This is a genomic window from Parasphingorhabdus sp. W113, from assembly GCF_055693205.1.
The window spans coordinates 3147093-3169385 of sequence record NZ_CM146328.1 but is presented as its reverse complement, the minus strand read 5'-3'; the positions used below and the strand labels follow the sequence as shown (position 1 = coordinate 3169385).

The window sequence follows — 22293 nt, the reverse complement described above, 5'->3', positions numbered from 1 at the left end:
TTTGTCAATGCGTGAGCTATGCGATTTAGAATTCGTAACGGACACCCAGTTGAATGCGCCAGACCGAATTGGAGAAACGCAGTGTTTCCTGGTTATCCGGAATTTGGCCATTCAGGCTGTCCAGGATGTAACGGCCCTGCGTATCAACGCCGGAAGTTCCGATGAGATTGACCAGTCCATCTTCGTCATCCCGATTGCGGAACACGTTCCAGTCGGGATCAATGAAGTTCAGGACATTGTCAAAGTCAGCGAACAGCTCGATCTTGTCTTCCACGCCGAAGAACCGGCCAGGACCAGGAATTTCCTGGCTGAACCGCAGGTCCATGTCGAAGACCCAGTCATTGCGGCAGGTGTTGCGGCGGATCGTCTGACCGGGTGTGAAACTACAATTCAAACCGGATATGACATTCAGCAGGCTGTCAATGTCGGCAGCGGTGGCCGTCGACAGAGGCGACAGATTTGGATCGCTGATACCTGTCGGGATATACAACAGAGCGTTATTGTCGCCGGACGTTGAATCCTGGAACCCGTCGCCACTGAAGGTCAAGCTATAGGGACGGCCCGACTGTGCAGAGAAAAACACACCCAGTTGCGTGGAGTAATCGTCGAAAAACTCCTCGCGGAAGTTCGCGGCGACCGTGAACCGGTGGCGGGTTTCGAAATTCGAAGTCGAAATCGCTGGGTCCTGGAAGTCGAAAGCTGCCGTATCTTCAAAGTTACCATTGGCGGTAGCGCCGAAGACATTCCGCGTGTTGTTGGAATCCGTGAATGCATAGCCGAAGCTGACATTCACATTGCCATTGTCGGTGAATATTCCGCTTTGGAAACGCTTCGCCAGGGCAATCGAAAAGACGTGACTGTCATAGGAAGGGCCGTTGGTCAGCTGGTTGAAATCATCAATCCGGGTACCGAAACAGGCGGCGGAAACATTGGTGTAAGTTGGCGGAGTGCCCCCAGTGCCGACCAGTTCGGCATTACAACCTGCGTTTAGCGGATCAATGGCTGCAATGATTGGACGACCGTCAATCGCGAAGCCGTTCAGCCCCTCACTTGGGTTGGGAATCTGAACCAGGTCATTGATGTTGATCGGGTCAATGAAACGCGAATAGATATAATCGAGCTTGAGGTTCCAGTTTGAAAAGAAACCGTCCTGGGCACCGATCGTGGTGTCGACACCAAGATTGGCGCGGAGCACTGTTGGAACATCAAAATTCGGATCGGTGGATTTGACATCAGCGCCACCGCGAGAAGCATTGTTAATCGCTGCCTGTACCGCGCATTGTGGCAAACCGGTGAATTGGCCACCGCTCACGACGCTGAAGTTGCCATTGGCATCCTGCAGTCCCGCACATTCGGCGTCAAACGTGTCACCATTGGCCGACGCAAAGCCGTCATTGGAGAAGGCGTTTGAATAAAATACAACTGGATCGCCGCCGGAGAAAAGGCCGACACCACCGGTTAAGGTCGTGTCGCTGAAGAAACCCTGGTTGAACAGGTCATAAGTAGCCGAAAAACGCGGCAGGATGACCGTATCCAGACTGCTGAACGGAACGCTGTTGGAAAATCCAAAACGCTGCAGGAACGACGGGTTGTTGCGTGGAACGCCGACCCCATCATAGAGCTGTACGCGAACGCCGGCAGTCAGGCTCAACTGGTCCGTCGCCTGCCATTCATCCTGTGCGAAGAAGGAATAGATTTGCCGGCTGAATGTCGCACTGGCGTCATTAATGTCACCGGTTGCAGATGCGGCGATTGTTGCGCCGCCATTAAATCCGAAGCGGCCACCGACAATCAAATCATCGGCACTGGCGAACACACTGGAGGAGTCACCGCTGGCGACAAGACCATTCTGGAAATCCGTCAGATTGCGGAAGAAGATCGACCCCGTCGCATTGATGGCGAACAGGTTGAATACCTCGAGATCGTTCAGCTCGGCGCCGATTTTGATCTTGTGATCATCGGCGTCAATGTTCATCACGAAACGCGCCTGGTCGATTTTGGTGTCGAGCTGGTTGGCCGACCGGAAGATTCCGGGACCGGTGGAAAGGAGACCATTTTCCGTTGGCCCTTGCACGCCAACGACTAGCCGAACGGCCGGCGTTTCGTCTTGTGCTTCACCGCCGCCAAACGGTCCCTGCTTGTCACCAACTTCGGACCGCGAAACGCGAAGCTCGGTCGAAATCCGGTCGGTCCAGTCGGAATAGAGCCGAACCGAATAATAATCCGAAACCGTACCCTCATCTTCAAAGCTGTTCAGCCCGGTGAGATTGTTGGTACCGGTATCGGATTCAACATTGGTCTCTTCGAGGCGCTGATAAGTCGCTTCAAGACGATGGTTGTCGGTGATGTAGGCATCCAGTCGACCAAAATAGCGTACGCTGGTTTCTGGCAGGTTCTGCGGATAGCCGCCGACATCCTGGCCATAGACCGTGTTCGCAATATTGGCGAACTGGTCAAATTGGGCTTGCGTTACGAAATCTGCTTCGGTCGCAAAACCGCCGCCTGCAGGACCAAATTCATTGGCATTGCCAAGATCGGTTTCCTCATATCCGGCGAAGAAGAACAGCCGGTCCGGGATGATTGGGCCAGACAGCGTGGCACCCCAACGTTTTTCGGAAAATGGTGCGACAACGGACCCTCTGTTGCCCGCTTCGTCTCCGCGAAGGCTGTCATTGGTAAACGTATAGAAGGCTGAGCCGTGAAATTTGTTCTCGCCCGATTTGGTGATGACGTTAATGGCACAGCCGGTAAAGTCGGAATATTCGACATCGAACGGAGCGAATTCCACCGAGGTCTGGCGGATTGCATCAAACGGGATGGGGAAGGTGTTGCGGGACGCCGAAGGCGTGCCGTTCAATCCGAACACGTCCGACTGAACAATACCGTCGACCGTGAAGGTATTGGAACGGTCATTGCCGCCAAGACAGCTGATCCGGTCGACTTCATTGTTGCGGTCGAGGCTGACACGCGGGTCGATCCGAATGATGTCGCTGACATTACGGGTGATCGACGGAAAGCCTTCCAGCGATTCGAGGTCGAAGGCCTGGCCTGGACCAACGGCGAGTTGCACGGCTTGCACCCTGGCACCCGTCACGACGATAACCGAATCGGTTGCGCCAGAGGCCAAGCTGAAGGTGAGGCGCAGATTACCGCTGACGTTCAGTGAACGGTTTTCGATGGTCTGCCCTTCGAACCCGGACGCGGTGGCAGTGACCGTGTAAGGTCCGCCAGCGACAAGGCCTTGCGCGCTGAAATTGCCGCCGCTGCCGGTGGTTACCGTGCGCGAGGAACCGGTACGGGTGTCGGTAATCGTAACCGTGGCTCCGGGGAGCGGGTTGCCATCGGCATCATTGACCGACCCTTCAATACCAGAAGTAATTTGCTGCGCAGCGGCTGGCGTTGCCATCAGGCCGGCGGTTGAAAGGCTGACAACGCTCGCTGCCAGAAGATATTTGATTTTCATGATTATGTTCCCCGTCTTGGTCCAATGAAAGGTCAATCCCTGATTGAAGGTCCCGCAAATGGCCTCCAGTCTTCAAAGTAGATGTGCTTTAGGGGTCTAAAATGACAGTTTTGTCTCAACCGCAACCATATTGTTTTGCGCTGCAGCATTTTTTTATGAGCATTTGTGATTTCTGCGGCACAGAAAGAGCGGACCACCAGCCAATCTCGTCACCAAACAAGATTAACTTATTGAATAAGGGCGGTTATTGAATCCACGATTGTGGCGAACTGATCAGTCAGGGCTTTTTGCGGCTGTTGCGAATTTACAACAATATCCGCATGCACCTGTGATGGCTCAACAAATCTATTATGCATCGGGGCGACCTGATTCTCGAATGCTGTGCGGACCGAGTCGGCGGTGCGGCCGCGTTCGCGGACATCGCGTTGCAGGCGCCGTGCGAACCGGACATTATTTTCGCATTGCACGAAGATCGAGAGATCGAGCAGCCGGCGCAGCGGTTCATGATGCAGGATCAGGATTCCGTCGACCAATATGATCGGCCGCGCTGCGGTTCGCTCGGTTTCGGTTTTCGGCATATGGGTCGGGAAGTCGTACAGCGGCCGATCAATGGCATGCCCCTGTTTAAGCGCCGCCAGCTGCACGCACATCTTGTCAAAGTCGACGGCATCGGGGTGATCGAAATTGGGACCACCCTTGCCTTCGGGCGCGTCACCGAAGCCAAAAAAATAGTCATCCTGTGGCAGGATCACACATTTTTCAGGCCCCAGCGCGCCGAAAATATGGGCGGCCAATGTGGTTTTGCCCGAACAACTCCCGCCGCAAATGCCGACCGCCTTGGCCAATGCCCGAGATGTCATGCCAGGCCGATTTCGCGGAGGCGTTCGAGCAGATAGTCATGGGCCGTGATCGGATTGCCGGCGTAGCGGTCAGGATGGTTGGCGTCGATACATTGGGGCAGGGTTTCGATGAGATAGTCCGGCCGAAAATGCAGGAAAAACGGCATGGAATAGCGCGAATGTCCGCGCCGTTCGGGTGGCGGATTGACCACCCGGTGGGTGGTGGACGGCAGGCGGTTATTGGTCAGGCGCTGCAACATGTCGCCAATATTGACCGCCAGTTCCCCTGGCTTCGGTGTCACGGCTCGCCATTGCCCACTCTTGTCGAGCAGCTCGAGCCCCGCTTCCTCTGCCCCGATCAACAGCGTAATCGTGTTGATATCCTCATGCGCCGCAGCCCGCACGGCGGGCGAATCTGCCGGTACTGGCGGGTAATGGATAAGCCGCAGGATGGAATTGCCGTCGGCCACCGTATCATCGAAGAAATCCGAGGGCAGCTCGAGGAACCGGGCAATCGCGGCGAGAATTTTCTGGCCGGCGGTATCAAAGGCGGCAAACAGCGCGAGATAGGTCTCCCGGAACCCGTCAATTTCCTCGGGCCAGATATTGGGGCTCATATAAGGCGCAAAGCGGTGTCCGTCGGGCAATTGCCGCCCGATATGCCAGAATTCCTTGAGATCGCAGATATCGGAATCCTTCGCCGCTTCGGTTCCGAACGGCGTATAGCCACGCGCCCCGCCGCCGCCGGGCACGTGATAGGTGCGTTTTACCGCATCCGGCAAAGCAAAAAAGGCACGCGATTTCGCTTCGGCATCGGCGATGAGTTCGGCCGGGATGCCATGATCGGAAACAATCGCGAAGCCCCAGTCGGAAAAAGACTGGCCGATGCTTTGCGTAAACCGATCCTCGTCCTGGTCAGCCAGAGCGAGCGAAACGGATGCGAGGGATTTGGGAGATGAGGTCATAAGCCTATGATGCGCTGTGGATCGGGTTTGTCAATTGGCGGGTTTCATGCAGCGGACAGCAGGATACCGGCGAGCGCCGCAGACATCAGGTTGGCCAGGGATCCGGCGGCTAGCGCCCGCAAACCGAGGCGCGCGATTACCGGCCGCTGATTGGGGGCTAGTCCGCCGGTCACTGCCAGCTGAATGGCGATCGACAGGAAATTTGCAAAGCCGCACAAGGCAAATGTCACGATTGCCACCGTGCTGGCCGAAAGCTGGTCATTGGAACCGAGATCGCTGAACGCAACAAATTCGTTCAGCACAACCTTGGTTCCGAACAGGCCGCCAGCGGCCACCGCTTCGTCCCAGGGCACGCCGAGCAGGAACATGATCGGAGCGAATATATAGCCGATAATCTGCTGAAAACTGAGTTCCGGCAAGCCGAACCAGCCACCGATCCCGCCCAATATGCCATTGGCGAGCGCCACCAGCGCGACAAAGGCCAGCACCATCGCACCGACCGCAACAGCGATTTTGACGCCGGTTTGCGCGCCCATGGACGCTGCCATGATGATGTTGGCGGGCTTTTCTTCTTCAAAGTCGACGGCGACGACCATCTCCTCTGGCGCTTCGGCATCCGGTGCGTCGGGCATGATGATCTTCGCCATCAGGATGCCACCAGGGGCCGACATGAAGGCCGCAGCGAGCAGATAATCGATGCGGATACCCATGGATGCATAAGCAGCCAAAATCGTTCCGGCGACCCCGGCCATGCCGACGCTCATCACTGTGAACAGCTGGGATTCCGTCAGTTTGGCGAGATAGGGTCTGATCACCAGTGGGGATTCCGACTGACCGACAAAAATATTGGCGGCTGCACAGAGCGATTCCACCTTCGAGATACCGGTGATTTTCTGGATCGCGCCGCCGACCCATTTGATCACAAATTGCATCACGCCGAGATAATAGAGAATGGAGATCAGCGCGGAGAAGAAGATGATGACCGGGAGCGCCGCAATCGCAAAACTGTTGCCGCCGACATCGGGACTGGCCAGCGGTCCAAAAATGAAATTGGTGCCGTCCGCAGCATAGCCCAGCAGATTGGACACGCCGGTCGACATTCCTTCGATGACCCGTTTGCCGGCAGGCACATATAGCACCAGGATGGCGATCCCCGCCTGCAACGCAAAGGCCGCCGCAACCACTCTCAGTTTAATGTTGCGCCACCCGCTGGACAGCAACAGGGCAAGCAGCAGGATCAGGGCAATGCCCGCGAGGCTGGTGAGAAAAGAGGTCATTGGCTGATTGCCTTCATGGTTACCATGTCACTTGTCCCGCGCCGCCGGTGAAACGCGATGCCAGCTGGTCCAGCACGTCGTCCATCTCGTTCGACACGACCAGCTGTTCGCGCCGGGCCTGGGACATGAATCCATGGCCGGCGACATTGTCGAGAAAGGCGGTGAGCGAGTCCCAATAGCCGTTGACGTTGAGCAGGCCGAACGGCTTGGCATGATAGCCCAGGGCGTTCCAGGTCCATGCTTCGAACAATTCATCGAGCGTTCCGATGCCGCCCGGAATGGCGACAAACGCATCGGTCAGCTCGGTCATTTTGGCTTTGCGTTCGTGCATCGAAGTAACCACGTGCAACTCGGTCAGGCCGGTATGGGCAACCTCATGATCCTTGAGCATTTCGGGAATAACGCCATAGACTTTGCCGCCGCCTGCGAGCACCGAATCGGCGATGATTCCCATCAGACCCAGCTTGCCACCGCCGTAGACCAGATCGATCCCGCGCGCCGTCATCACCTCGCCGAGTCGCTGGGCGGTTTCGGCGAAAATCGGTTCATCGCCTATGCTCGCCCCGCAATATACTGCCAATCTTTGCACAAAAACCCCTTTGACCCCGAACCGGCGGCAACCCTGCCAAGGGCCGCGCACATTCTATTTTCTCCCTAGAGCAAAATTTTGCCGAGTCACTATCCCTTTTTTTTGCGATCAGTTCGCGCTAGGGCTCGCAGATGACTGATCAGACGACAACCAATACCATCCCGCGCTCGCTTTTTGTCTTCGCGGTTCTCTATGGCGGCATGACCTGTATCGCAGGTATTTTAGGAGCCAAGCAGGTCGCGATCGGCCCGTTGGCGGTCGAGGCCGGCATCTTCCCGTTTCTGCTGCTGGTAGTGCTGTCCAGCGCGGTCGCCGAATTGCACGGCAAGGATGTTGCCAACCGTCTCGTGCGCCTGGGATTCGTGCCCCTGATCACGGCGATTGCGCTGATCCAGATCGTCCTCGCCTTGCCGACCGATGAAGGCATGTATGAACCGGCCAAGGAAGCCTTCCCGATCATATTGGCGCAGGGATCGCGGCTGATGGTTGCCGGTATTATTGCCTATGGCGTGTCACAGTTTCTGAACGTTTATATCTTCTCGCGCCTGGCCCAGATGAAGGGCAAGCTGCTTGCCTTGCGCGCTTCCATCGCCAGCGCCTTGTCCCAGGTGGTCGACACGCTGATTTTCATCACCATCGCCTTTTACGGCGAGCGCCCGATCGGACAATTGCTGCTGGGCCAGGGCTCTGCAAAAGTCGTCTTGTCCTTTGTGCTCATTCCTTTCCTGATCATCTTCTTCGTCAAACTCGGCAAGCGACTGGATAGCAAGTGAAAGCATATTGGCTTGGACTCGCTGCGCTCTGCCTAGGCCTGACCGGCTGCGCGGAGCCATCCGCCACGACCGGGCCAGTTGAGCAGCGCGAGGCACCCGAAGGCACCAATGTGGTTGCCGTCATTGGCGCCATTCACGGCCAACATCGTCGCAGCGAGGCCTATTCACTGGACGCTTTGCGGGCCGCGATTCGCAAGTTTGAACCGGATGTGATCATGATTGAGTTGCCGCCGGAACGGTTTGCCACGGCAGCAGATAATTTCGAACAGTTCGGAGAGGTCCGGGAAAGCCGGGCGGATGACTTCCCGGAACTGGTCGATGTGATCTTCCCGCTGTGGAAGGAATCGCCGATGACGATCATTCCGGTGGCGGCGTGGACCCAGGAGATTGCGGATGACCGCCGCGCCGCGCTGGCCGCGCTGGAACAGGATCCTGACCGGGTTGCCGATTGGAGCGCCTATCAGGCGGCTGGCAAGGTTTATCGTCAGGCCGTGCGTGGCCGCGCCGATGACCCGCAATTCATCCACAGTGCCGCCTATGATGAAGCGGTGAAAGCGCGACAGGAAAGCTATGAGAAACTGTTCGGCAAGGATCTCGGTGCTGGCGGCTGGGAAGCCATTAATGCGGCGCATTACCAGAATATCGATCAGGCGCTCAATCGCCTGTCGCGCAACGAACAGCGGATATTGATCCTCTACGGTGCATGGCACAAATATTGGTTTCTGGAGCGCTTGCGGACCCGCAATGACATATTTCTGGTGAACGCTGCCGACCTGTTCGCGCAGTGAATCAGCGCTCAGTACGGCCCTGGTGGTTGGCCGCGGCGAGAGCTTCGGGCGTGTCAATATCTTGAAGGCAACGCGCATCCGCGGGCACCAGCACCGCGGTCTCGAGCAGTTTACGGGCGCCCTGGTCGCCCGATAGTTTTTGCAACAGCGGAAATGCCGAGCGCGGAAACAGCGCGGGGGGCATCGGTTTGCGATCGCTGGCCGATGCCACGACGCGGGCCGGCCGGGAATTTTGATAAGTCTCGATCAAGCGGGTTTGATGCTCGGCCGAAACAAACGGCATGTCGGCCAGAGCGATGCACAGCGCGTCGACATCGCGCTCGACCGCGAGTTTTGCTGCCAGGCGGACCGAAGCGGCCTGGCCCTCTTGGGATTGCGTATTTACCGCAATGTCATAGCCGATTGCCTGCCAGCCGGCAGCGCAGGGGTGATCCGGTCTGGCGGCGATGATGGCGCGATAATCAAAGCGATCGCGGACCCAGCATTGCGCGCTGTGCAGACCAAGCATTTTTCCTGACAATTGGCTGGCCAGCTTGTCGGTTGCACCAAAGCGGCGGGACTGGCCAGCGGCCAATAGGGCCAGCATGACAGTCTTGGCCTGCTGGCTCAATTGCCCGAGATATCCTCTAGATAGGCGATGATCGCGGCGCGGGTGTCAGCGCTGCCAACCGCTCCGGCGACCATGGTCGTGCCGGGGATTTTTGCTGTGGGATCAGCCAGAAAGCTGTCCAGCTCGGCGCTGGTCCAGGTGATGCCGGAATCGACAAGGGCGGAGGAATAGGCAAAACCGGAGACTGATCCAGCGGGTTTCCCGGCAATATCGTGAAGATTGGGGCCAACACCGTTTGCTCCGTTTGCGGTCACGGTATGGCAAGCGGCACAGGCTCCGAACGCGGCCTTGCCGGCGGCCACCAGGCTGGTGCCGGGCTCTGCATCGGTTGGCGCTGTTGGCGATGCCGCGGCCTCGCCTGGTTCACGCACGACAATCTGCTCGGTTGGTCCCGGTGCCGGGTCGGTTCCACAGGCGCTCAGGCCCAAGGCGAATAGCGGGGCGCTCAGGCCAATCAGCTTGTTCATGATACTCTATTCCTTCCGGATGGCGTCAGCGATCAGGCAAAGCTGGCTTTGCTGAGCGGCAGCTCGCGAATGCGTTTGCCAGTCGCCGCAAAGATCGCGTTGGTCACCGCTGGCGCCAGCGGCGGCAAGCCGGGTTCGCCCGCGCCGCCAAGGCGCTGGTGATCGCCGTTGATGATCTCGACCATGACTTCGGGCATCTCGTTGATGCGCAATATCGGATAGTCGTGGAAATTGCTTTGTTGCACCGCCCCGTCCTTGACCGAAATTTCGCCATAGAGCGCAGCGGTCAGACCATAGGCGATGCTGCTTTCCATCTGCGCGGCAAAGCCATCGGGATTGACGGCAAAACCAGGGTCAGCGGCGACGAATATCTTTGTCACTTTCGGCTTCTTGCCGGTCATGTCGACTTCCGCCACTTGCGCGACAATCGTGCCAAAGGATGGCACAAACGCGATGCCGCGGCCATGGCCTTCGGGCAAAGGCTTGTCCCAGCCCGCCATTTCGGCGGCTTTGTCCAATACCTTCAGGTGCCGGTCCGAGCCGGCGAGCAATGTCCGGCGAAAGGCATAGCCATCCTGACCAGCGGCGTGGGCCAGTTCGTCGACGAACGATTCGATGAAATAGCCATGCTGGCTGTGATCGACCGAGCGCCAGGGGCCAAAGCGCAAATGGGTCGGCACGTCGACCTTGCGGATCTTGTGATTGGCAATGGCATAATAGGGCACGGTCGGTGCGTCCTGCGGATCAAATAAATGGGTGTGGATATTGCTCCAGCTGACCGCCTTGCCATCCGCATCGAGGCCGGCCTTGAAGCGGCTGGTCGCCGATGGCCGATAGTGATCTTGCACCGTGTCTTCTTCCCGCGACCAGATCATCTTGACCGGATATTGGGTGGCCTGGGCAATTCTGGTTGCCATGATGATGACATCCATTTCCGCCCGGCGACCGAAACCGCCACCGAGATAGGCGTTGTGATAGGTCACAGCATCATAATCGATGCCGGTGGTTTCGGCTGCCGCCTTGCGCGCCATTAACGGCGCTTGCGTGCCCGACCAGACGTCGCATTTCCCGTCACGCACCCAGGCGGTACAGTTCATCGGTTCCATTGTGGCATGGGCCAGAAACGGCACTTTATACTCGGCTTCGACCTTGATCGCAGCTTCCGCGAAAGCGCTTTCGACATCGCCTTCTTCGGTTTCGACATCGCCGTCACTTTCGCCGGCTTCATCGAGCATTTTGGCATAGCGTGCGAACAGTGCATCCTGGTCCAGCTTGTCGCCTTCGGTTTGCGAATATTGCGCTTCGATCGTGTTGAGCGCTTGCTGTGCTTGCCAGTAACCATCCGCCACAACCGCGACGAAATCGCCCATGTTCAGGATCTGCAGCACACCAGGCATTGCCTGAGCGGTTTTGCTGTCAATCGATTCAACCGTGGCGCCCACAACCGGGGCCGCTTTCACCGCTGCATATTTCATGCCCGGCAAATCGGCATCAATGCCAAAAATGGCGCTGCCGTTGGATTTTTCGGGAATATCGGTCCGGGCAATCGGCTTGCCCATCAGTTTATAGGCGTCCGGATTTTTCAACTTCGGCTTGGCGGGCAGTGCCTGTTCGGCTGCTGCTGCGGCAAAGCTTGCGTAAGTGGCCGACTTGCCGGTTTTGGCATGGATGATCATGCTGTCCGCCGTGGTCAGTTCGCTCGCAGGCACATTCCAGTCGCTGGCTGCGGCTGCGACCAGCATCTCGCGCGCCGCGGCGCCTGCGGTGCGCATCGCTCGCTGGCCGGTGCCGCGGATCGAGAAGCTGCCCCCGGTAATCTGGAGGGTCATCGCCTGGGCGAGCTGAAGGAATGTGCCTTGTATCGTGGGTTCCAGAAAAGCCGGGACTTCGAGCGTCGGCGCGAGAAATTCCCGGCCGATATCATTGGACACATATTGGTCGTCGGCCGGTGCTTCCTGCACCCGGACATTTTCCCAGTCCGCATCCAGTTCATCGGCCAGCATCTGCGCCAGCGAGGTGTAAATGCCTTGGCCCATTTCGACATGGGGGACGATGGCCGTGATGACATTGTCGGCGTCAATCTTGACCCAGGCATTGATCAGTTTCTCGCCCTCACCCTTGGCCACAAGCGGCGACAGGCGATCAATCGGATTGCCCGGTCGGACTGCAACACCGACGACGAGCGCGCCCCCCGCGACGACACCCGCGCCAATAAACGCCCGGCGCGTCCATTTGCCCTTTTTGGAGACATTTGCATCATTTGCTGATTGCGCCATGATTATGCCTCCTGCTTCTGCGTAGCCGCAGCGGCTTTGATCGCCTTGCGGATTCGCACATAGGTGCCGCAGCGGCAGATATTGCCGGCCATGGCGGCATCGATCTCGGCATCGCTGGGATCGGGCTTGTCGCGCAACAGGGCGGTTGCGGTCATAATCTGTCCGGACTGACAATAGCCGCATTGGGCAACCTGCTCGTCCACCCAGGCTTGCTGAACCGCGTTCATCGTGCCGTCTTGTGCCGCCAGCCCCTCGATCGTCGTGATCGCCTTCCCATCGGCTTCCGATACCGGAGTGGAGCAGGAACGAACCGGCTTGCCATCGACGTGGACCGTGCAGGCGCCGCACAAAGCAACACCGCAACCAAATTTGGTGCCCGACATTTTCAGATTCTCGCGAACCACCCATAATATTGGCGTTGCCGGGTCGACATCGACCTGCTGTTCCTGGCCGTTAACGTTAAGCTTGATCATGGCGCGTTCACCCGTATGAATTGCATATTGAAACGCAACCTATACGGGAGTCCGCAGGTCAAGCCAAGTGGCAATCAGGACAGGGTGCCCGACGGGCTACCGGTTTCTGTCTTCAGGCGAAGATATCGGCGAGTGTTCCGGTATCGGTGCCTTCTTTCGCGGTGCGCAGATCGACATAGATCGAGGCCACACCCGCGCCTTGCAGCGCGCCGGTAATGGTATTGACGATCATGCCGACAATGATCGACGCGGTGAGGCTGAAGAAGCTTAGCGCTCCGCCGATAAAGCCGATGACCGCGGCGATCACGACAAAGATGATCATCAGCAAAAAGATCATGCCCTTGGACCCCGACGTCAGGTCGGCGCTGCGCTTGAAGGATTCCATGATGCCGGTATCTTCCGCCATCATCACCGGAGCCGCGACGATCCACATCAGATAGAGAATGATGCCCGGGACGATCAGCAGCAGCAAGCCGAACGTGATGCCGATACCGAACAGAATGCCCAGTCCAAGCAAGGGCAGGAATTTGCGGATTGCGCGGTTGATGCAGTCCCCCAGATTGATCTCCTTGTTTCCGAGATCATTCAGCGTCGCCACGATCAGCGTCGCCTGCAGCACAACCGACAGGAACAGAAAGACAAAAAAACCGATCACGCCGGTCAAGACAGCCGTCGTCGATCCGAAGGCGCCAGCGGCGGCGAGAGGGTCGCCTTGCAGCATCTGCATCAGCGCGTTGGGCAAGCCAACGATCAACAGCGAAAGGCCGAGAAAAACGACCGGATTGCGACTGATGACCCCAAATGTATTGTTGAGCACCCGGCTTATATCGATTTTACCTGTTGGATCGGCCATCTTGTCCCCTTTCACAATGTCTGTGAGCGTGATTGTCACAGTCTTGCGTCCAGGTAAACCCTTATGATCCCATCTTCGCGCTTGCTCCAGTCGCTGGTTTCTGCGACATCCTTGTTGTGGCTCAAGACGCAGATGAACAGGGTGAAAATGGCGATGCCAGTTTTGATGCGGCGTGGAAAGACGTGCGGGCCGACGAAGATATCCAGTTTGAACCCAGTGCGGTAACGCCGCCGGAAGAACCGCCGCAATGGTGGATGGATTTTCTCGAATGGCTGGGAGGCGTGCTCGGGCCGGTCGCCGAGGCCATTGTCTATGCCTGGCCGGTCCTGCGCATCATCCTGATGGTGTTGCTCGCCCTCGGCGTGCTGACCTTGTTGTGGGTCATATTATCCCCCTATATTGAGGACTGGCGCAGCCGAAAGAAGCGCGAGGAACCGGAAGACTGGCGACCAGAGCAAAGCGCGGCGCGCCAGTGGCTTGACGAAGCCGACGCGCTCGCCGCCGATGGCCGCTATGAGGAGGCGGCGCATTTGCTGCTGTTTCGCAGCATTGATGATATCGAGGCGCGGCGTCCCGAATTGTTGCGTCCGTCCCATACCGCGCGCGAAATCGAGCGGTTTGACAGTTTGCCCGAGACCGCGCGGACCATGTTTGCGGTGATCGCCGGACATGTTGAACGGGCCATTTTTGCAGCCTCGCCGATCGGAGAAACCGGTTGGCTGGCCTCGCGCGACGCCTATGGCGAATTTGCGTTGCCTGAGAACTGGAAAAAGCAGAAGGGTCAGCGGCGATGAGCGTGCAGGCCAATCCATTCCGGCGCCGGACGATACTCATCATGTTTGCGGTGGGCTTTCTCGCTTTTGTCGGACTGCTCTATGGTCTGGGCACCGGGGACCCGAGCGGGTCGGGTAAAAATGGCCAGGCGCACGGCGCGTCGAACAGCGTGGTCGGATTCAAGGCCTTGGCGACGCTGCTGGAGAAGACCGGAACGACGGTACAATATTCCCGCACGGCCGGCGGTATGGACAATAGTGGGCTGCTGATATTGACACCGCCGCCATTCGCCGATGCCGATGATCTTGCGCAAGTGATCCAGGACCGATCCTATATCGGCCCGACGATGATCATCTTGCCCAAATGGCAGGTCATGGCGGTTCCGACATTGAAAACCGGATGGGTGCAACGCTTCGGCGTCATCGGCGGTGATTCCGGGGAATCAATGCTCAAGGAAATTGCCGACGTCAAGATTACCGTGGCCGATGCACCGGCTGACGAGAAGGCGGTTACCGCCGCGCAAACCCGTGCGGTGAAACTGCCATCGGCGTTGGGGACACCGTTAACCGGGCCGGACCAGCCGGTCACCATGACCGGCGATTATATCCGGTCGATCGTTCGCGATCCTCGAACAGATCAGGCGCTCATCGCCTATCTCGATGACGGCGGCGTCTACGCACAGCTGGATGCCCTCGATGAATCGCGCATTGCCGACGAAGAGGAAATTGACGAATCCTATTTCCCGCTGGTCATCGTCGCTGATGCGGATTTGATGAACAATAGCGGCATGGCGAATGAACAAAAAGCCCGCCATGCGCTCGCGTTGATTGCCGCGGCCTCGACCGGGAGCAATGGCGATGTCACCTTTGACCTGACATTGAACGGGCTGGGTGCCAATACCAACCTGCTGACGCTCGCGTTCGAGCCGCCATTTCTGTCGGCGACAATCTGTCTGATCATCGCCGCGATGGCCGCAGCCTGGATGGCCTTTAATCGCTTTGGCCCGCCGGTTCGTGACCGGCGCAGCATCGATTTCGGCAAGACCGCCCTGGTCAATAACAGCGCCGGTTTCATCAAACGGATGCAGCGGGAATATCTGGTTGCTGAACCCTATGCCGACCTGGTGCAGGATCAGGCAGCCGCGGCGATGGGGATTCCGCCGGATACTGATGATCAGATCATTCGGGATCGTTTGGATGCCCTCGGGGAATCTGATGGCAACCGCTTCACCGCATTGTTGCATCAGCTTCGTACCGCGCATAACGCTCAGGAAACAGTGGACGGGGCAGCAGCGCTGCACCAATGGAAAAAGGACAAGATTGGATGAAAATCGAGGAACTGAAGGCACTTGCAGACTCGGTCCGAGCCGAAGTTGCCAAGGCGATTATCGGGCAGGAAGAAGTTGTCGATCATCTGTTGATTGCGCTGTTTTCCTCTGGACATGTGCTGCTCGAAGGACCCCCTGGTACCGCGAAGACCTTTCTGGCCCAATGCTTTTCGGCAACCCTCAATCTGGATTTCGGCCGGATCCAATTCACGCCGGATCTCATGCCGGGCGATATTGTCGGGTCGAACCTGTTCAATTTCCAGACCAGCACCTTCACGCTGACCCGCGGGCCGATTTTCTGCGACTTGCTGCTCGCCGACGAGATTAACCGGACGCCGCCGAAGACCCAGGCCGCGATGCTCGAGGCGATGCAGGAGCGAGCGGTGACCATTGATGGCGAGACCCATAAATTGTCATCCCGATTCATGGTGATCGCCACCCAGAATCCGATCGAGCAGCAGGGTGTCTATCCCTTGCCCGAGGCGCAGCTCGACCGGTTTTTGTTCAAGCTGCTGGTTGGCTATCCCGATGCTGCGGAAGAGAAGAAGATCGTCACCCAATATGGCGAGCGGGTCGGAGCTCCAGGGCCGTCTGATTTCGGTATTACGGCGCAAGTGGATGAGACCAAATTGATGGCCGCCGCTGAAACGGTGCAATCGGTCAAGCTGGTGGAGGATGTCGTGGATTATATCGTGCGGTTGGTCCGGGCAACCCGGGAAACCGCGGATCTCGACAATGGCGCCAGTCCACGCGCCGCGATCATGCTGGCCAATGCGGCGCGCGCGCGGGCCGCGATCCTCGGTCGCGACTATGTCGTGCCCGATGATGTCAAAACCCTGGCGCCCTCGGTCCTGCGCCACCGGGCCCTGCTGTCTCCCGCTGCGGAAATCGAAGGACGCCGGATCGATACGATCATCGAGGATCTGGTCGAGCGGACTGAAGCGCCGCGGTGATCTATCCGACCGCCCGTGCTGTGCTGTTGATCGCCCTCGGCGCGCCGGTGGCTGCCGTCATGGCAGCGCTGATTCCGGCGCTCTGGGCGATTGGCATGGCTTGGGCGTTGATGATTGTGGCGCTGCTCGTCATTGACGGTCTGATCGCCGCGCGGGCCGGAGCGGTCAATCTCTCGCTGCCCCGGTCAGCAGAAGTTGGCGCACCACTGGAATTGGGTATCGAGGCGCAGTTTTCCGGTTTGATGACACCCCGACAGGTCAGCGGAAATCTCGCCGTGGATGAGCGGCTGGCGGATGTTGGCCAGATGAATTTCACGATGTTGCCCGGGTCAAATGATCATCAGAACTATAGCGGCTCCGCGGAGACTACACCGGTTCGCAGAGGCACGGGCGCCATCGAGAAGCTATGGCTCCGCTGGACCGGACCGCTGGGCCTGGCGTGGCGACAGGTCAGTCAGCCCGGCACCCAGTCGGTCGCGATCATGCCGAATATTTCCGCGGTCCGCAGCCCGACCGTGCAGATGTTTTTGCGCGATAGCGTGTTCGGTTTGCTGGCGCGGAAATTCCGCGGCGAAGGCAGCGAGTTTGAAGCGCTGGCGGAATATCAGCCGGGCATGGACCGCCGCAGCATCGACTGGAAAGGATCGGCGCGCCACTCGAAACTGCTCGCCAAGGAATATGATACCGAACGCAACAACCAGATCGTCTTCGCGCTAGATTGCGGGTCGGCCATGTGCGAACCGATTGATGGTTTGCCGCGCATTGATCGCGCGGTGTCCGCGGCTTTGCTGACCGCTTATGTCACCCTGAAGGCCGGTGACAAAACCAGCCTGTTCAGCTTTGCCGCGAAACCCGAATTATCGACGCCGTTTCTCTCGGGCAGCCGCAATTTCTTTCGCTTGCAACAGGAAGCGGCCACGATCGAATATCGCCATCAGGAAAGCAATTTCACGCTCGCGCTGTCGGCGCTGTCGCAGCGGCTGCAGCGGCGGTCGCTGATCATCGTGTTCACCGATTTTACCGATCCGACCAGTGCCGACCTGATGCTCGAGGCGGCGGGCCGGATGATCGACAAACATTTGATGCTGTTCGTCGTGCTTGAAGACAAGGAATTGACCTCGATCGTCGATCAACCGCCGGAAACAGCGACCGATGTGGCGCGTAGTGTTACGGCGCAAGGCTTGCTCGATCAAAAAAACTGGTGGTAACGCGGTTGCAACATATGGGAATTGATGTGATCGAAGCCGCCCATCAGAATGTCGGAACGCAGCTGATCAACGGCTATCTCAATATCAAGCGGCGGGGACAGATTTGATGGCCAGTATCGCAATGGATCAGACAATCTCCTCCGCAGCGCTCAAGAGCGACCGGTTTCGTCTGGAACGTGAAGCGGACTGGATCCGTCTCGAAGAGATTGTCGCCAAGATGGAAAAGGGCCGCTCGCGGCGGCTGGATGACGCGGATGTCCTCGCCTTGCCGATTTTATACCGGACCTTGCTGTCGAGCCTGTCGATTGCGCGCGAGAATTCGCTGGATGGGGGGCTGATTGACTATCTTGAGGGGCTGGCCCTGCGGTCCTATTTTCTGGTCTACGGCACCCAGACCAGTTTCGGGCGCTGGTTGCGCCAGTTTTTTGGCGGCGGATGGAGCCGGGCGGTCCGCGAGATCAAGGCGGATATCTGGATTGCCCTGTTCGTGATGATCGCCGGAACCGTGATCGGTTATGGCCTCGTCGCGGGAGACACGGACTGGTTTTATGCGCTGGTGCCGGGCAGCTTTACCGATGTGCGCGTCCCTGGCGCGAGCGAAGCGGCCTTGCGCGAGACCATTTTCGGCACCGAAGATCAGGATGGGCTTGGTGTGTTCGCCGCTTATCTGTTCAACAACAACGCGCAGGTCGCTATTCTTGCCTTCGCTTTGGGATTTGCCTTTGCGATCCCAAGCATATTGCTGCTCATCCACAACACCGCGCTGCTTGGCGCCATGGTGTGGGTCTTTGCCCAGCGCGGGCTCACCGTGGAATTTATCGGCTGGCTCTCGATCCATGGAACCACAGAGCTTTTCGCCATTTTGCTGGCTGGAGCGGCCGGCATTCATGTCGGCCGGTCGATCGCTTTCCCCGGCAAAAAATCGCATCTGGCGGCGGCAAGCGCGGCCGGCAAGCGGGCGGCGCTGGTCATGGTCGGGGTGATCCTGATGCTGATATGTGCCGGTCTGCTAGAAGGTTTTGCTCGGCAACTGGTCAATGATACCGCAGCACGCTATGCGATTGGTTGGGGATTGCTGTTGTTCTGGTTGGTCTATTTTTTCGCATTTGGGCGCGGCAAGACCCCGGACGCTGATCGGCAGTTGCCCTCATGAGCGCCACGTCCGCCGATCCCTGGGTCCGCCGGTCGACCAACCCCAAACTGGACCGCATCATGGTGTCGCCAGAGGGCATACCGCTGAATGTGTCCGTCGCCGGTGCCGGTGCCCGCGCTGGCGCCCTGGCGCTCGACATTGTTTTCATTCTGTCGCTTATTCTGGCCGTCACCCTGTTGGGTTTTCTGATCATCTGGGCGTTCGACGCCGCCTTTGGATCGGCCTTGTCGCTGGAAAGCAGCGGCCCGCTAAGCGTGGTTGTTGTGCTGTGGATCATCGCCGTGTTCCTGTTTCGCAATGCCTATTTCCTGTATTTTGAGCTGGGCGATCGGGCGGCCACCTGGGGCAAGCGGATCGTCGGTATTCGCGTCGCCGCGCGGGACGGCGGACGGCTGAGCGCCGAGGCGGTGATCGCCCGCAACATCGTGCGGGATATCGAACTGTTCTTGCCGCTGGTGTTCCTGTCCTCCGGACAGGCCAGCGGTTCGATGACGGATTTCACCGCCTGGGCCGGCTTCCTGTGGGTGGCGATGTTCCTGCTGTTTCCGCTGTTCAACAAGGACCGGTTGCGCGGCGGCGATCTGATTGCGGGGACGTGGGTCATCCAGAATGTGAAGCGCGATCTTGGCGGACTGGTGGCGCCCAGCGAAGAGGCTACGGTCGATCCCGCAACCGGCCGCGAAACCGCCCGTTACGAATTTTCGGATGCCGATCTGGCCGTTTACGGGGAATTTGAATTGCAAGCGCTGGAGAATGTTCTGCGTTCGGACAGCGACGAAGCCTTGCGAACCGTATCGGAATCAATCTGCAAGAAGATCGGTTGGGAACCGGGCAGCGGCGATGAACGGATTTTCCTCGAAGCCTATTATACCGCGCTGCGGGGCAAGCTGGAATCCGGTATGCGGTTCGGCAAGCGGCGCAAGGACAAATATTCCGACCAGCTCTAGCGATTCGATCCGCCGCGTGCGCTGCGCGGAGGGCTGGCCTATCCCGGCATGCCGTAGCGTCACCCCAATGTCCTTTCGAACAGCTTGTTTTGCCCGGTTTTTGGCGTATGTTGGCGCGAAATTGCCAATGGAGACTCGCTCATGAACCTGGAATTCACCGCAGAAGAAAATGCATTTCGTGATGAAGTGCGCAGCTTCATCGACAATAATTACCCCAAACATATTGAGCGTCAGGCAGTCCAGGACGAGATGTCCCCTGAGGATATGACCGCCTGGCACAAGATTCTGGGTGAAAAGGGCTGGTCGGTTCCGGCCTGGCCAGAACAATATGGCGGCACCGGCTGGACGCCGACACAGCGCTATATCTGGTCGGAAGAAAACGCCCGGGTCAATGCGGTGATGCCGCTGCCTTTCGGTGTCGCGATGGTCGGTCCGGTGATCTACACATTTGGCAATGAAGAACAGAAAGCCAAACATCTGCCCGGAATCAAAAGCGGCAGTGTCTGGTGGTGTCAGGGCTATTCGGAGCCCGGTGCCGGTTCGGATCTCGCGTCGCTCAAGACCACCGCGGTTCGCGATGGCGACGACTATATCATCAATGGTCAGAAGACCTGGACCACCTTGGCCCAGCACGCAGACTGGGGCTTTTTCCTCTGCCGCACCGATCCCGATGCGCCCAAGCCGCAACAGGGCATCAGCTTCATTCTGGTCGACATGAAAACACCCGGCATCGAAGTGCGTCCGATCAAGTTGATCGACGGCGGCTATGAGGTCAATGAAGTCTGGCTGACCGATGTCCGGGTGCCGGCCGAAAATCTGATCGGTGAAGAGAATAAGGGCTGGACCTATGCCAAGTTCCTGCTGGCGCATGAGCGCTCCGGCATTGCCGGTGTCGCGCGCTCGAAACGCGGTGTCGAGCAGCTGAAAGACATTGCCACCCATGAAATGCTCGATGGCGAACCATTGATCAAGGATATGGGATTTGCGCGCAAGATCAGCCAGCTGGAAATCGATCTGGCCGCCCTCGAGATCACCGAATTGCGGACCCTGGCAGGCGAGCAGGCGGGCAAGGGTCCAGGACCGGAAAGCTCTCTGCTCAAGGTGAAGGGGACTGAAATCCAGCAGCGCCTGACCGAGCTGACGCTTGAAGCGGTGGGCTATTATGGCACGCCGGACTTCCGTAGCTTCCCGGCCGACGGCTCGAACGACTTTCCGATTGGTCCGGACTATGCGCACAGCGCGGCACCGACCTATTTCAACATGCGCAAGACGTCCATCTATGGCGGGTCAAACGAGATCCAGCGCAACATCATCACCAAAATGGTACTCGGACTCTAAGATCCAACCGCACAAAATTATAAGAAAGCGACACTATGGATTTCAATTTTTCTGACGAACAGAATATGGTTCGGGACGGTATTTCCCGGCTCGTTCGCGAGCAATATGACTGGGATACGCGGCGCGAAGTCATTGCCAGTGAATCCGGATGGCGTCCGGAATTCTGGGCACAGCTTGCCGAACTCGGCATGCTCGCAGCGCCCTTCTCGGAGGAAGATGGCGGCTTCGGCGGTGGCGCGGTTGAAACCATGCTGATCATGGAAGAATTCGGCAAAGGCCTGGTGGTCGAGCCGTTCATCCCGAGCGTGGTCTGTGCAGGCGGGTTTCTGAAACATGCCGGCACCGCAGAACAGAAAGAGGAATATCTCAGCGCCATCATTACGGGTGAGAAAATCTTCGCCTTTGCCTATGCCGAGCCGCAGGGCCGCTATGATCTGGCCAATCTGACCACCACCGCCAAAAAGGATGGTGACGGCTACAAGCTTAACGGCCAGAAAGCGGTTGTGATTGGCGCGCCCTGGGCGACCCATTTTGTGGTGACGGCGCGGACGTCTGGTGGACAGATCGATCAGAATGGCGTGTCGGTGTTCATCGTTGCCAAGGATGCCGATGGTGTCAGCTTGCGCGACTATGCGACGGTTGATGGCCGCCGCGCTTCGGAAGTCTATTTCGAAAATGTCTCCGCAGATGCGCTTATTGGTGAGCTCGACAATGGTCTGCCGCTGATCGAAACCGTGGTCGATGAAGCGACAGCAGCGGTTTGTGCCGAAGCCACCGGCGCGATGCAGGTCACCCACGCGATGACGCTGGATTATGCCAAGCAGCGCAAGCAATTTGGTGTGCCAATCAGCAGTTTTCAGGTGCTCCAGCACCGCATGGTCGACATGTTCATGGAATATGAGCAATCCATTTCGATGTCCTATCTCGCGACGATCAAATTGAGCGAAGCGGAAGCGGCGCGCAAGGAAGCGGTGTCGGCCGCCAAGGTTCGCATCGGCCAGTCAGCGCGCTTTGTCGGCCAGTCAGCGGTGCAGACGCATGGCGGCATGGGCGTTACGGACGAGACTGCGGTGGGCAGCTATTTCAAGCGCCTGTCAATTATCGAAAGCGAATTTGGCAGCGTCGACCATCACATGCGCCGACATATCAAGCTGAACGCTGCCGGCTGAACCCAGCAGGCGGAATTCTGATCCTATCACAATAGGGGGTGCGGCCGGACT

20 protein-coding genes are annotated in these 22293 nt (G+C 58.2%); 10 read left to right on the top strand and 10 right to left on the bottom strand.

Annotated elements, in window-relative coordinates; all coding sequences use genetic code 11:
• Positions 1 to 25: 25 nt before the first annotated feature.
• From ACZ1GS_RS15315 to ACZ1GS_RS15295, 5 genes are all read right to left on the bottom strand, one after another.
• The gene (locus ACZ1GS_RS15315; protein ID WP_472696035.1) at positions 26 to 3463 is read right to left on the bottom strand and encodes a TonB-dependent receptor; all 3438 of its coding nucleotides are present in this window, start codon (positions 3461 to 3463) and stop codon (positions 26 to 28) included.
• A gap of 227 nt (positions 3464 to 3690) precedes the next feature.
• The gene (gene udk / locus ACZ1GS_RS15310) at positions 3691 to 4323 is read right to left on the bottom strand and encodes a uridine kinase (protein ID WP_472696034.1); all 633 of its coding nucleotides are present in this window, start codon (positions 4321 to 4323) and stop codon (positions 3691 to 3693) included.
• Positions 4320 to 5267, bottom strand: coding sequence for an isopenicillin N synthase family dioxygenase (locus ACZ1GS_RS15305; protein ID WP_472696033.1), 948 nt, complete (start codon positions 5265 to 5267; stop codon positions 4320 to 4322). The genes udk and ACZ1GS_RS15305 overlap by 4 nt, the downstream gene beginning before the upstream one ends.
• A 44-nt stretch (positions 5268 to 5311) precedes the next feature.
• On the bottom strand, positions 5312 to 6544 hold the full coding sequence (locus ACZ1GS_RS15300; protein ID WP_472696032.1) for a NupC/NupG family nucleoside CNT transporter: 1233 nt from the start codon (positions 6542 to 6544) through the stop codon (positions 5312 to 5314).
• Positions 6545 to 6563: 19 nt separating this feature from the next.
• Complete coding sequence (locus ACZ1GS_RS15295) at positions 6564 to 7133, bottom strand: LOG family protein (RefSeq protein ID WP_472696031.1); 570 nt, start codon at positions 7131 to 7133, stop codon at positions 6564 to 6566.
• 131 nt (positions 7134 to 7264) lie between these two features.
• Here ACZ1GS_RS15295 and ACZ1GS_RS15290 point away from each other — a divergent pair, with 131 nt between their 5' ends.
• Together ACZ1GS_RS15290 and ACZ1GS_RS15285 are read left to right on the top strand one after the other, a co-directional pair.
• Positions 7265 to 7906, top strand: coding sequence for a queuosine precursor transporter (locus ACZ1GS_RS15290; protein WP_472696030.1), 642 nt, complete (start codon positions 7265 to 7267; stop codon positions 7904 to 7906).
• A complete protein-coding gene (locus ACZ1GS_RS15285) occupies positions 7903 to 8694 on the top strand; it encodes a hypothetical protein (RefSeq protein ID WP_472696029.1) in 792 nt (263 codons plus the stop codon). Before ACZ1GS_RS15290 ends, ACZ1GS_RS15285 begins: the two co-directional genes overlap by 4 nt.
• 1 nt (position 8695) lies before the next feature.
• Here the strand turns inward: ACZ1GS_RS15285 and ACZ1GS_RS15280 are convergent, their stop codons facing one another.
• From ACZ1GS_RS15280 to ACZ1GS_RS15260, 5 genes are all read right to left on the bottom strand, one after another.
• Complete coding sequence (locus ACZ1GS_RS15280; protein WP_472696028.1) at positions 8696 to 9304, bottom strand: nucleotidyltransferase family protein; 609 nt, start codon at positions 9302 to 9304, stop codon at positions 8696 to 8698.
• Entirely contained in the window at positions 9301 to 9771 is a 471-nt protein-coding gene (locus ACZ1GS_RS15275) for a c-type cytochrome (RefSeq protein WP_472696027.1), read from the bottom strand. The genes ACZ1GS_RS15280 and ACZ1GS_RS15275 overlap by 4 nt, the downstream gene beginning before the upstream one ends.
• A gap of 32 nt (positions 9772 to 9803) precedes the next feature.
• The gene (locus ACZ1GS_RS15270; RefSeq protein ID WP_472696026.1) at positions 9804 to 12047 is read right to left on the bottom strand and encodes a xanthine dehydrogenase family protein molybdopterin-binding subunit; all 2244 of its coding nucleotides are present in this window, start codon (positions 12045 to 12047) and stop codon (positions 9804 to 9806) included.
• A gap of 2 nt (positions 12048 to 12049) precedes the next feature.
• The gene (locus ACZ1GS_RS15265) at positions 12050 to 12520 is read right to left on the bottom strand and encodes a (2Fe-2S)-binding protein (RefSeq protein ID WP_472696025.1); all 471 of its coding nucleotides are present in this window, start codon (positions 12518 to 12520) and stop codon (positions 12050 to 12052) included.
• A 112-nt stretch (positions 12521 to 12632) separates the two neighbouring features.
• Positions 12633 to 13373 (bottom strand): hypothetical protein, encoded by a 741-nt coding sequence (locus tag ACZ1GS_RS15260; RefSeq protein WP_472696024.1) that lies wholly within the window; start codon positions 13371 to 13373, stop codon positions 12633 to 12635.
• A 116-nt stretch (positions 13374 to 13489) separates the two neighbouring features.
• Here ACZ1GS_RS15260 and ACZ1GS_RS15255 point away from each other — a divergent pair, with 116 nt between their 5' ends.
• From ACZ1GS_RS15255 to ACZ1GS_RS15220, 8 genes are all read left to right on the top strand, one after another.
• On the top strand, positions 13490 to 14167 hold the full coding sequence (locus ACZ1GS_RS15255) for a DUF4129 domain-containing protein (RefSeq protein ID WP_472696023.1): 678 nt from the start codon (positions 13490 to 13492) through the stop codon (positions 14165 to 14167).
• The gene (locus tag ACZ1GS_RS15250; RefSeq protein WP_472696022.1) at positions 14164 to 15474 is read left to right on the top strand and encodes a DUF4350 domain-containing protein; all 1311 of its coding nucleotides are present in this window, start codon (positions 14164 to 14166) and stop codon (positions 15472 to 15474) included. The genes ACZ1GS_RS15255 and ACZ1GS_RS15250 overlap by 4 nt, the downstream gene beginning before the upstream one ends.
• Positions 15471 to 16427, top strand: a complete 957-nt coding sequence (locus ACZ1GS_RS15245) for an AAA family ATPase (RefSeq protein ID WP_472696021.1) — start codon at positions 15471 to 15473, stop codon at positions 16425 to 16427. The genes ACZ1GS_RS15250 and ACZ1GS_RS15245 overlap by 4 nt, the downstream gene beginning before the upstream one ends.
• Positions 16424 to 17635 (top strand): DUF58 domain-containing protein, encoded by a 1212-nt coding sequence (locus tag ACZ1GS_RS15240; protein ID WP_472696020.1) that lies wholly within the window; start codon positions 16424 to 16426, stop codon positions 17633 to 17635. The genes ACZ1GS_RS15245 and ACZ1GS_RS15240 overlap by 4 nt, the downstream gene beginning before the upstream one ends.
• Before the next feature lie 106 nt (positions 17636 to 17741).
• Entirely contained in the window at positions 17742 to 18788 is a 1047-nt protein-coding gene (locus ACZ1GS_RS15235) for a stage II sporulation protein M (protein WP_472696019.1), read from the top strand.
• The gene (locus ACZ1GS_RS15230; protein WP_472696018.1) at positions 18785 to 19735 is read left to right on the top strand and encodes an RDD family protein; all 951 of its coding nucleotides are present in this window, start codon (positions 18785 to 18787) and stop codon (positions 19733 to 19735) included. The genes ACZ1GS_RS15235 and ACZ1GS_RS15230 overlap by 4 nt, the downstream gene beginning before the upstream one ends.
• A 141-nt stretch (positions 19736 to 19876) precedes the next feature.
• Positions 19877 to 21073 carry an acyl-CoA dehydrogenase family protein gene (locus ACZ1GS_RS15225; RefSeq protein WP_472696017.1) on the top strand — a complete coding sequence of 399 codons (1197 nt, stop codon included), beginning with the start codon at positions 19877 to 19879 and terminating at the stop codon, positions 21071 to 21073.
• Between the two features lie 35 nt (positions 21074 to 21108).
• Positions 21109 to 22242 (top strand): acyl-CoA dehydrogenase family protein, encoded by a 1134-nt coding sequence (locus tag ACZ1GS_RS15220; RefSeq protein ID WP_472696016.1) that lies wholly within the window; start codon positions 21109 to 21111, stop codon positions 22240 to 22242.
• Positions 22243 to 22293 lie beyond the last annotated feature (51 nt).

Coding starts and splice junctions, on each gene's coding strand:
- ACZ1GS_RS15275 (WP_472696027.1), bottom strand. CDS start 9,771: ATGAACAAGCTGATTGGCCTGAGCGCCCCGCTATTCGCCTTGGGCCTG.
- ACZ1GS_RS15300 (WP_472696032.1), bottom strand. CDS start 6,544: ATGACCTCTTTTCTCACCAGCCTCGCGGGCATTGCCCTGATCCTGCTG.
- ACZ1GS_RS15235 (WP_472696019.1), top strand. CDS start 17,742: ATGGCCAGTATCGCAATGGATCAGACAATCTCCTCCGCAGCGCTCAAG.
- ACZ1GS_RS15260 (WP_472696024.1), bottom strand. CDS start 13,373: ATGGCCGATCCAACAGGTAAAATCGATATAAGCCGGGTGCTCAACAAT.
- ACZ1GS_RS15270 (WP_472696026.1), bottom strand. CDS start 12,047: ATGGCGCAATCAGCAAATGATGCAAATGTCTCCAAAAAGGGCAAATGG.
- ACZ1GS_RS15220 (WP_472696016.1), top strand. CDS start 21,109: ATGGATTTCAATTTTTCTGACGAACAGAATATGGTTCGGGACGGTATT.
- ACZ1GS_RS15265 (WP_472696025.1), bottom strand. CDS start 12,520: ATGATCAAGCTTAACGTTAACGGCCAGGAACAGCAGGTCGATGTCGAC.
- ACZ1GS_RS15225 (WP_472696017.1), top strand. CDS start 19,877: ATGAACCTGGAATTCACCGCAGAAGAAAATGCATTTCGTGATGAAGTG.
- ACZ1GS_RS15315 (WP_472696035.1), bottom strand. CDS start 3,463: ATGAAAATCAAATATCTTCTGGCAGCGAGCGTTGTCAGCCTTTCAACC.
- udk (WP_472696034.1), bottom strand. CDS start 4,323: ATGACATCTCGGGCATTGGCCAAGGCGGTCGGCATTTGCGGCGGGAGT.
- ACZ1GS_RS15245 (WP_472696021.1), top strand. CDS start 15,471: ATGAAAATCGAGGAACTGAAGGCACTTGCAGACTCGGTCCGAGCCGAA.
- ACZ1GS_RS15290 (WP_472696030.1), top strand. CDS start 7,265: ATGACTGATCAGACGACAACCAATACCATCCCGCGCTCGCTTTTTGTC.
- ACZ1GS_RS15305 (WP_472696033.1), bottom strand. CDS start 5,267: ATGACCTCATCTCCCAAATCCCTCGCATCCGTTTCGCTCGCTCTGGCT.
- ACZ1GS_RS15230 (WP_472696018.1), top strand. CDS start 18,785: ATGAGCGCCACGTCCGCCGATCCCTGGGTCCGCCGGTCGACCAACCCC.
- ACZ1GS_RS15250 (WP_472696022.1), top strand. CDS start 14,164: ATGAGCGTGCAGGCCAATCCATTCCGGCGCCGGACGATACTCATCATG.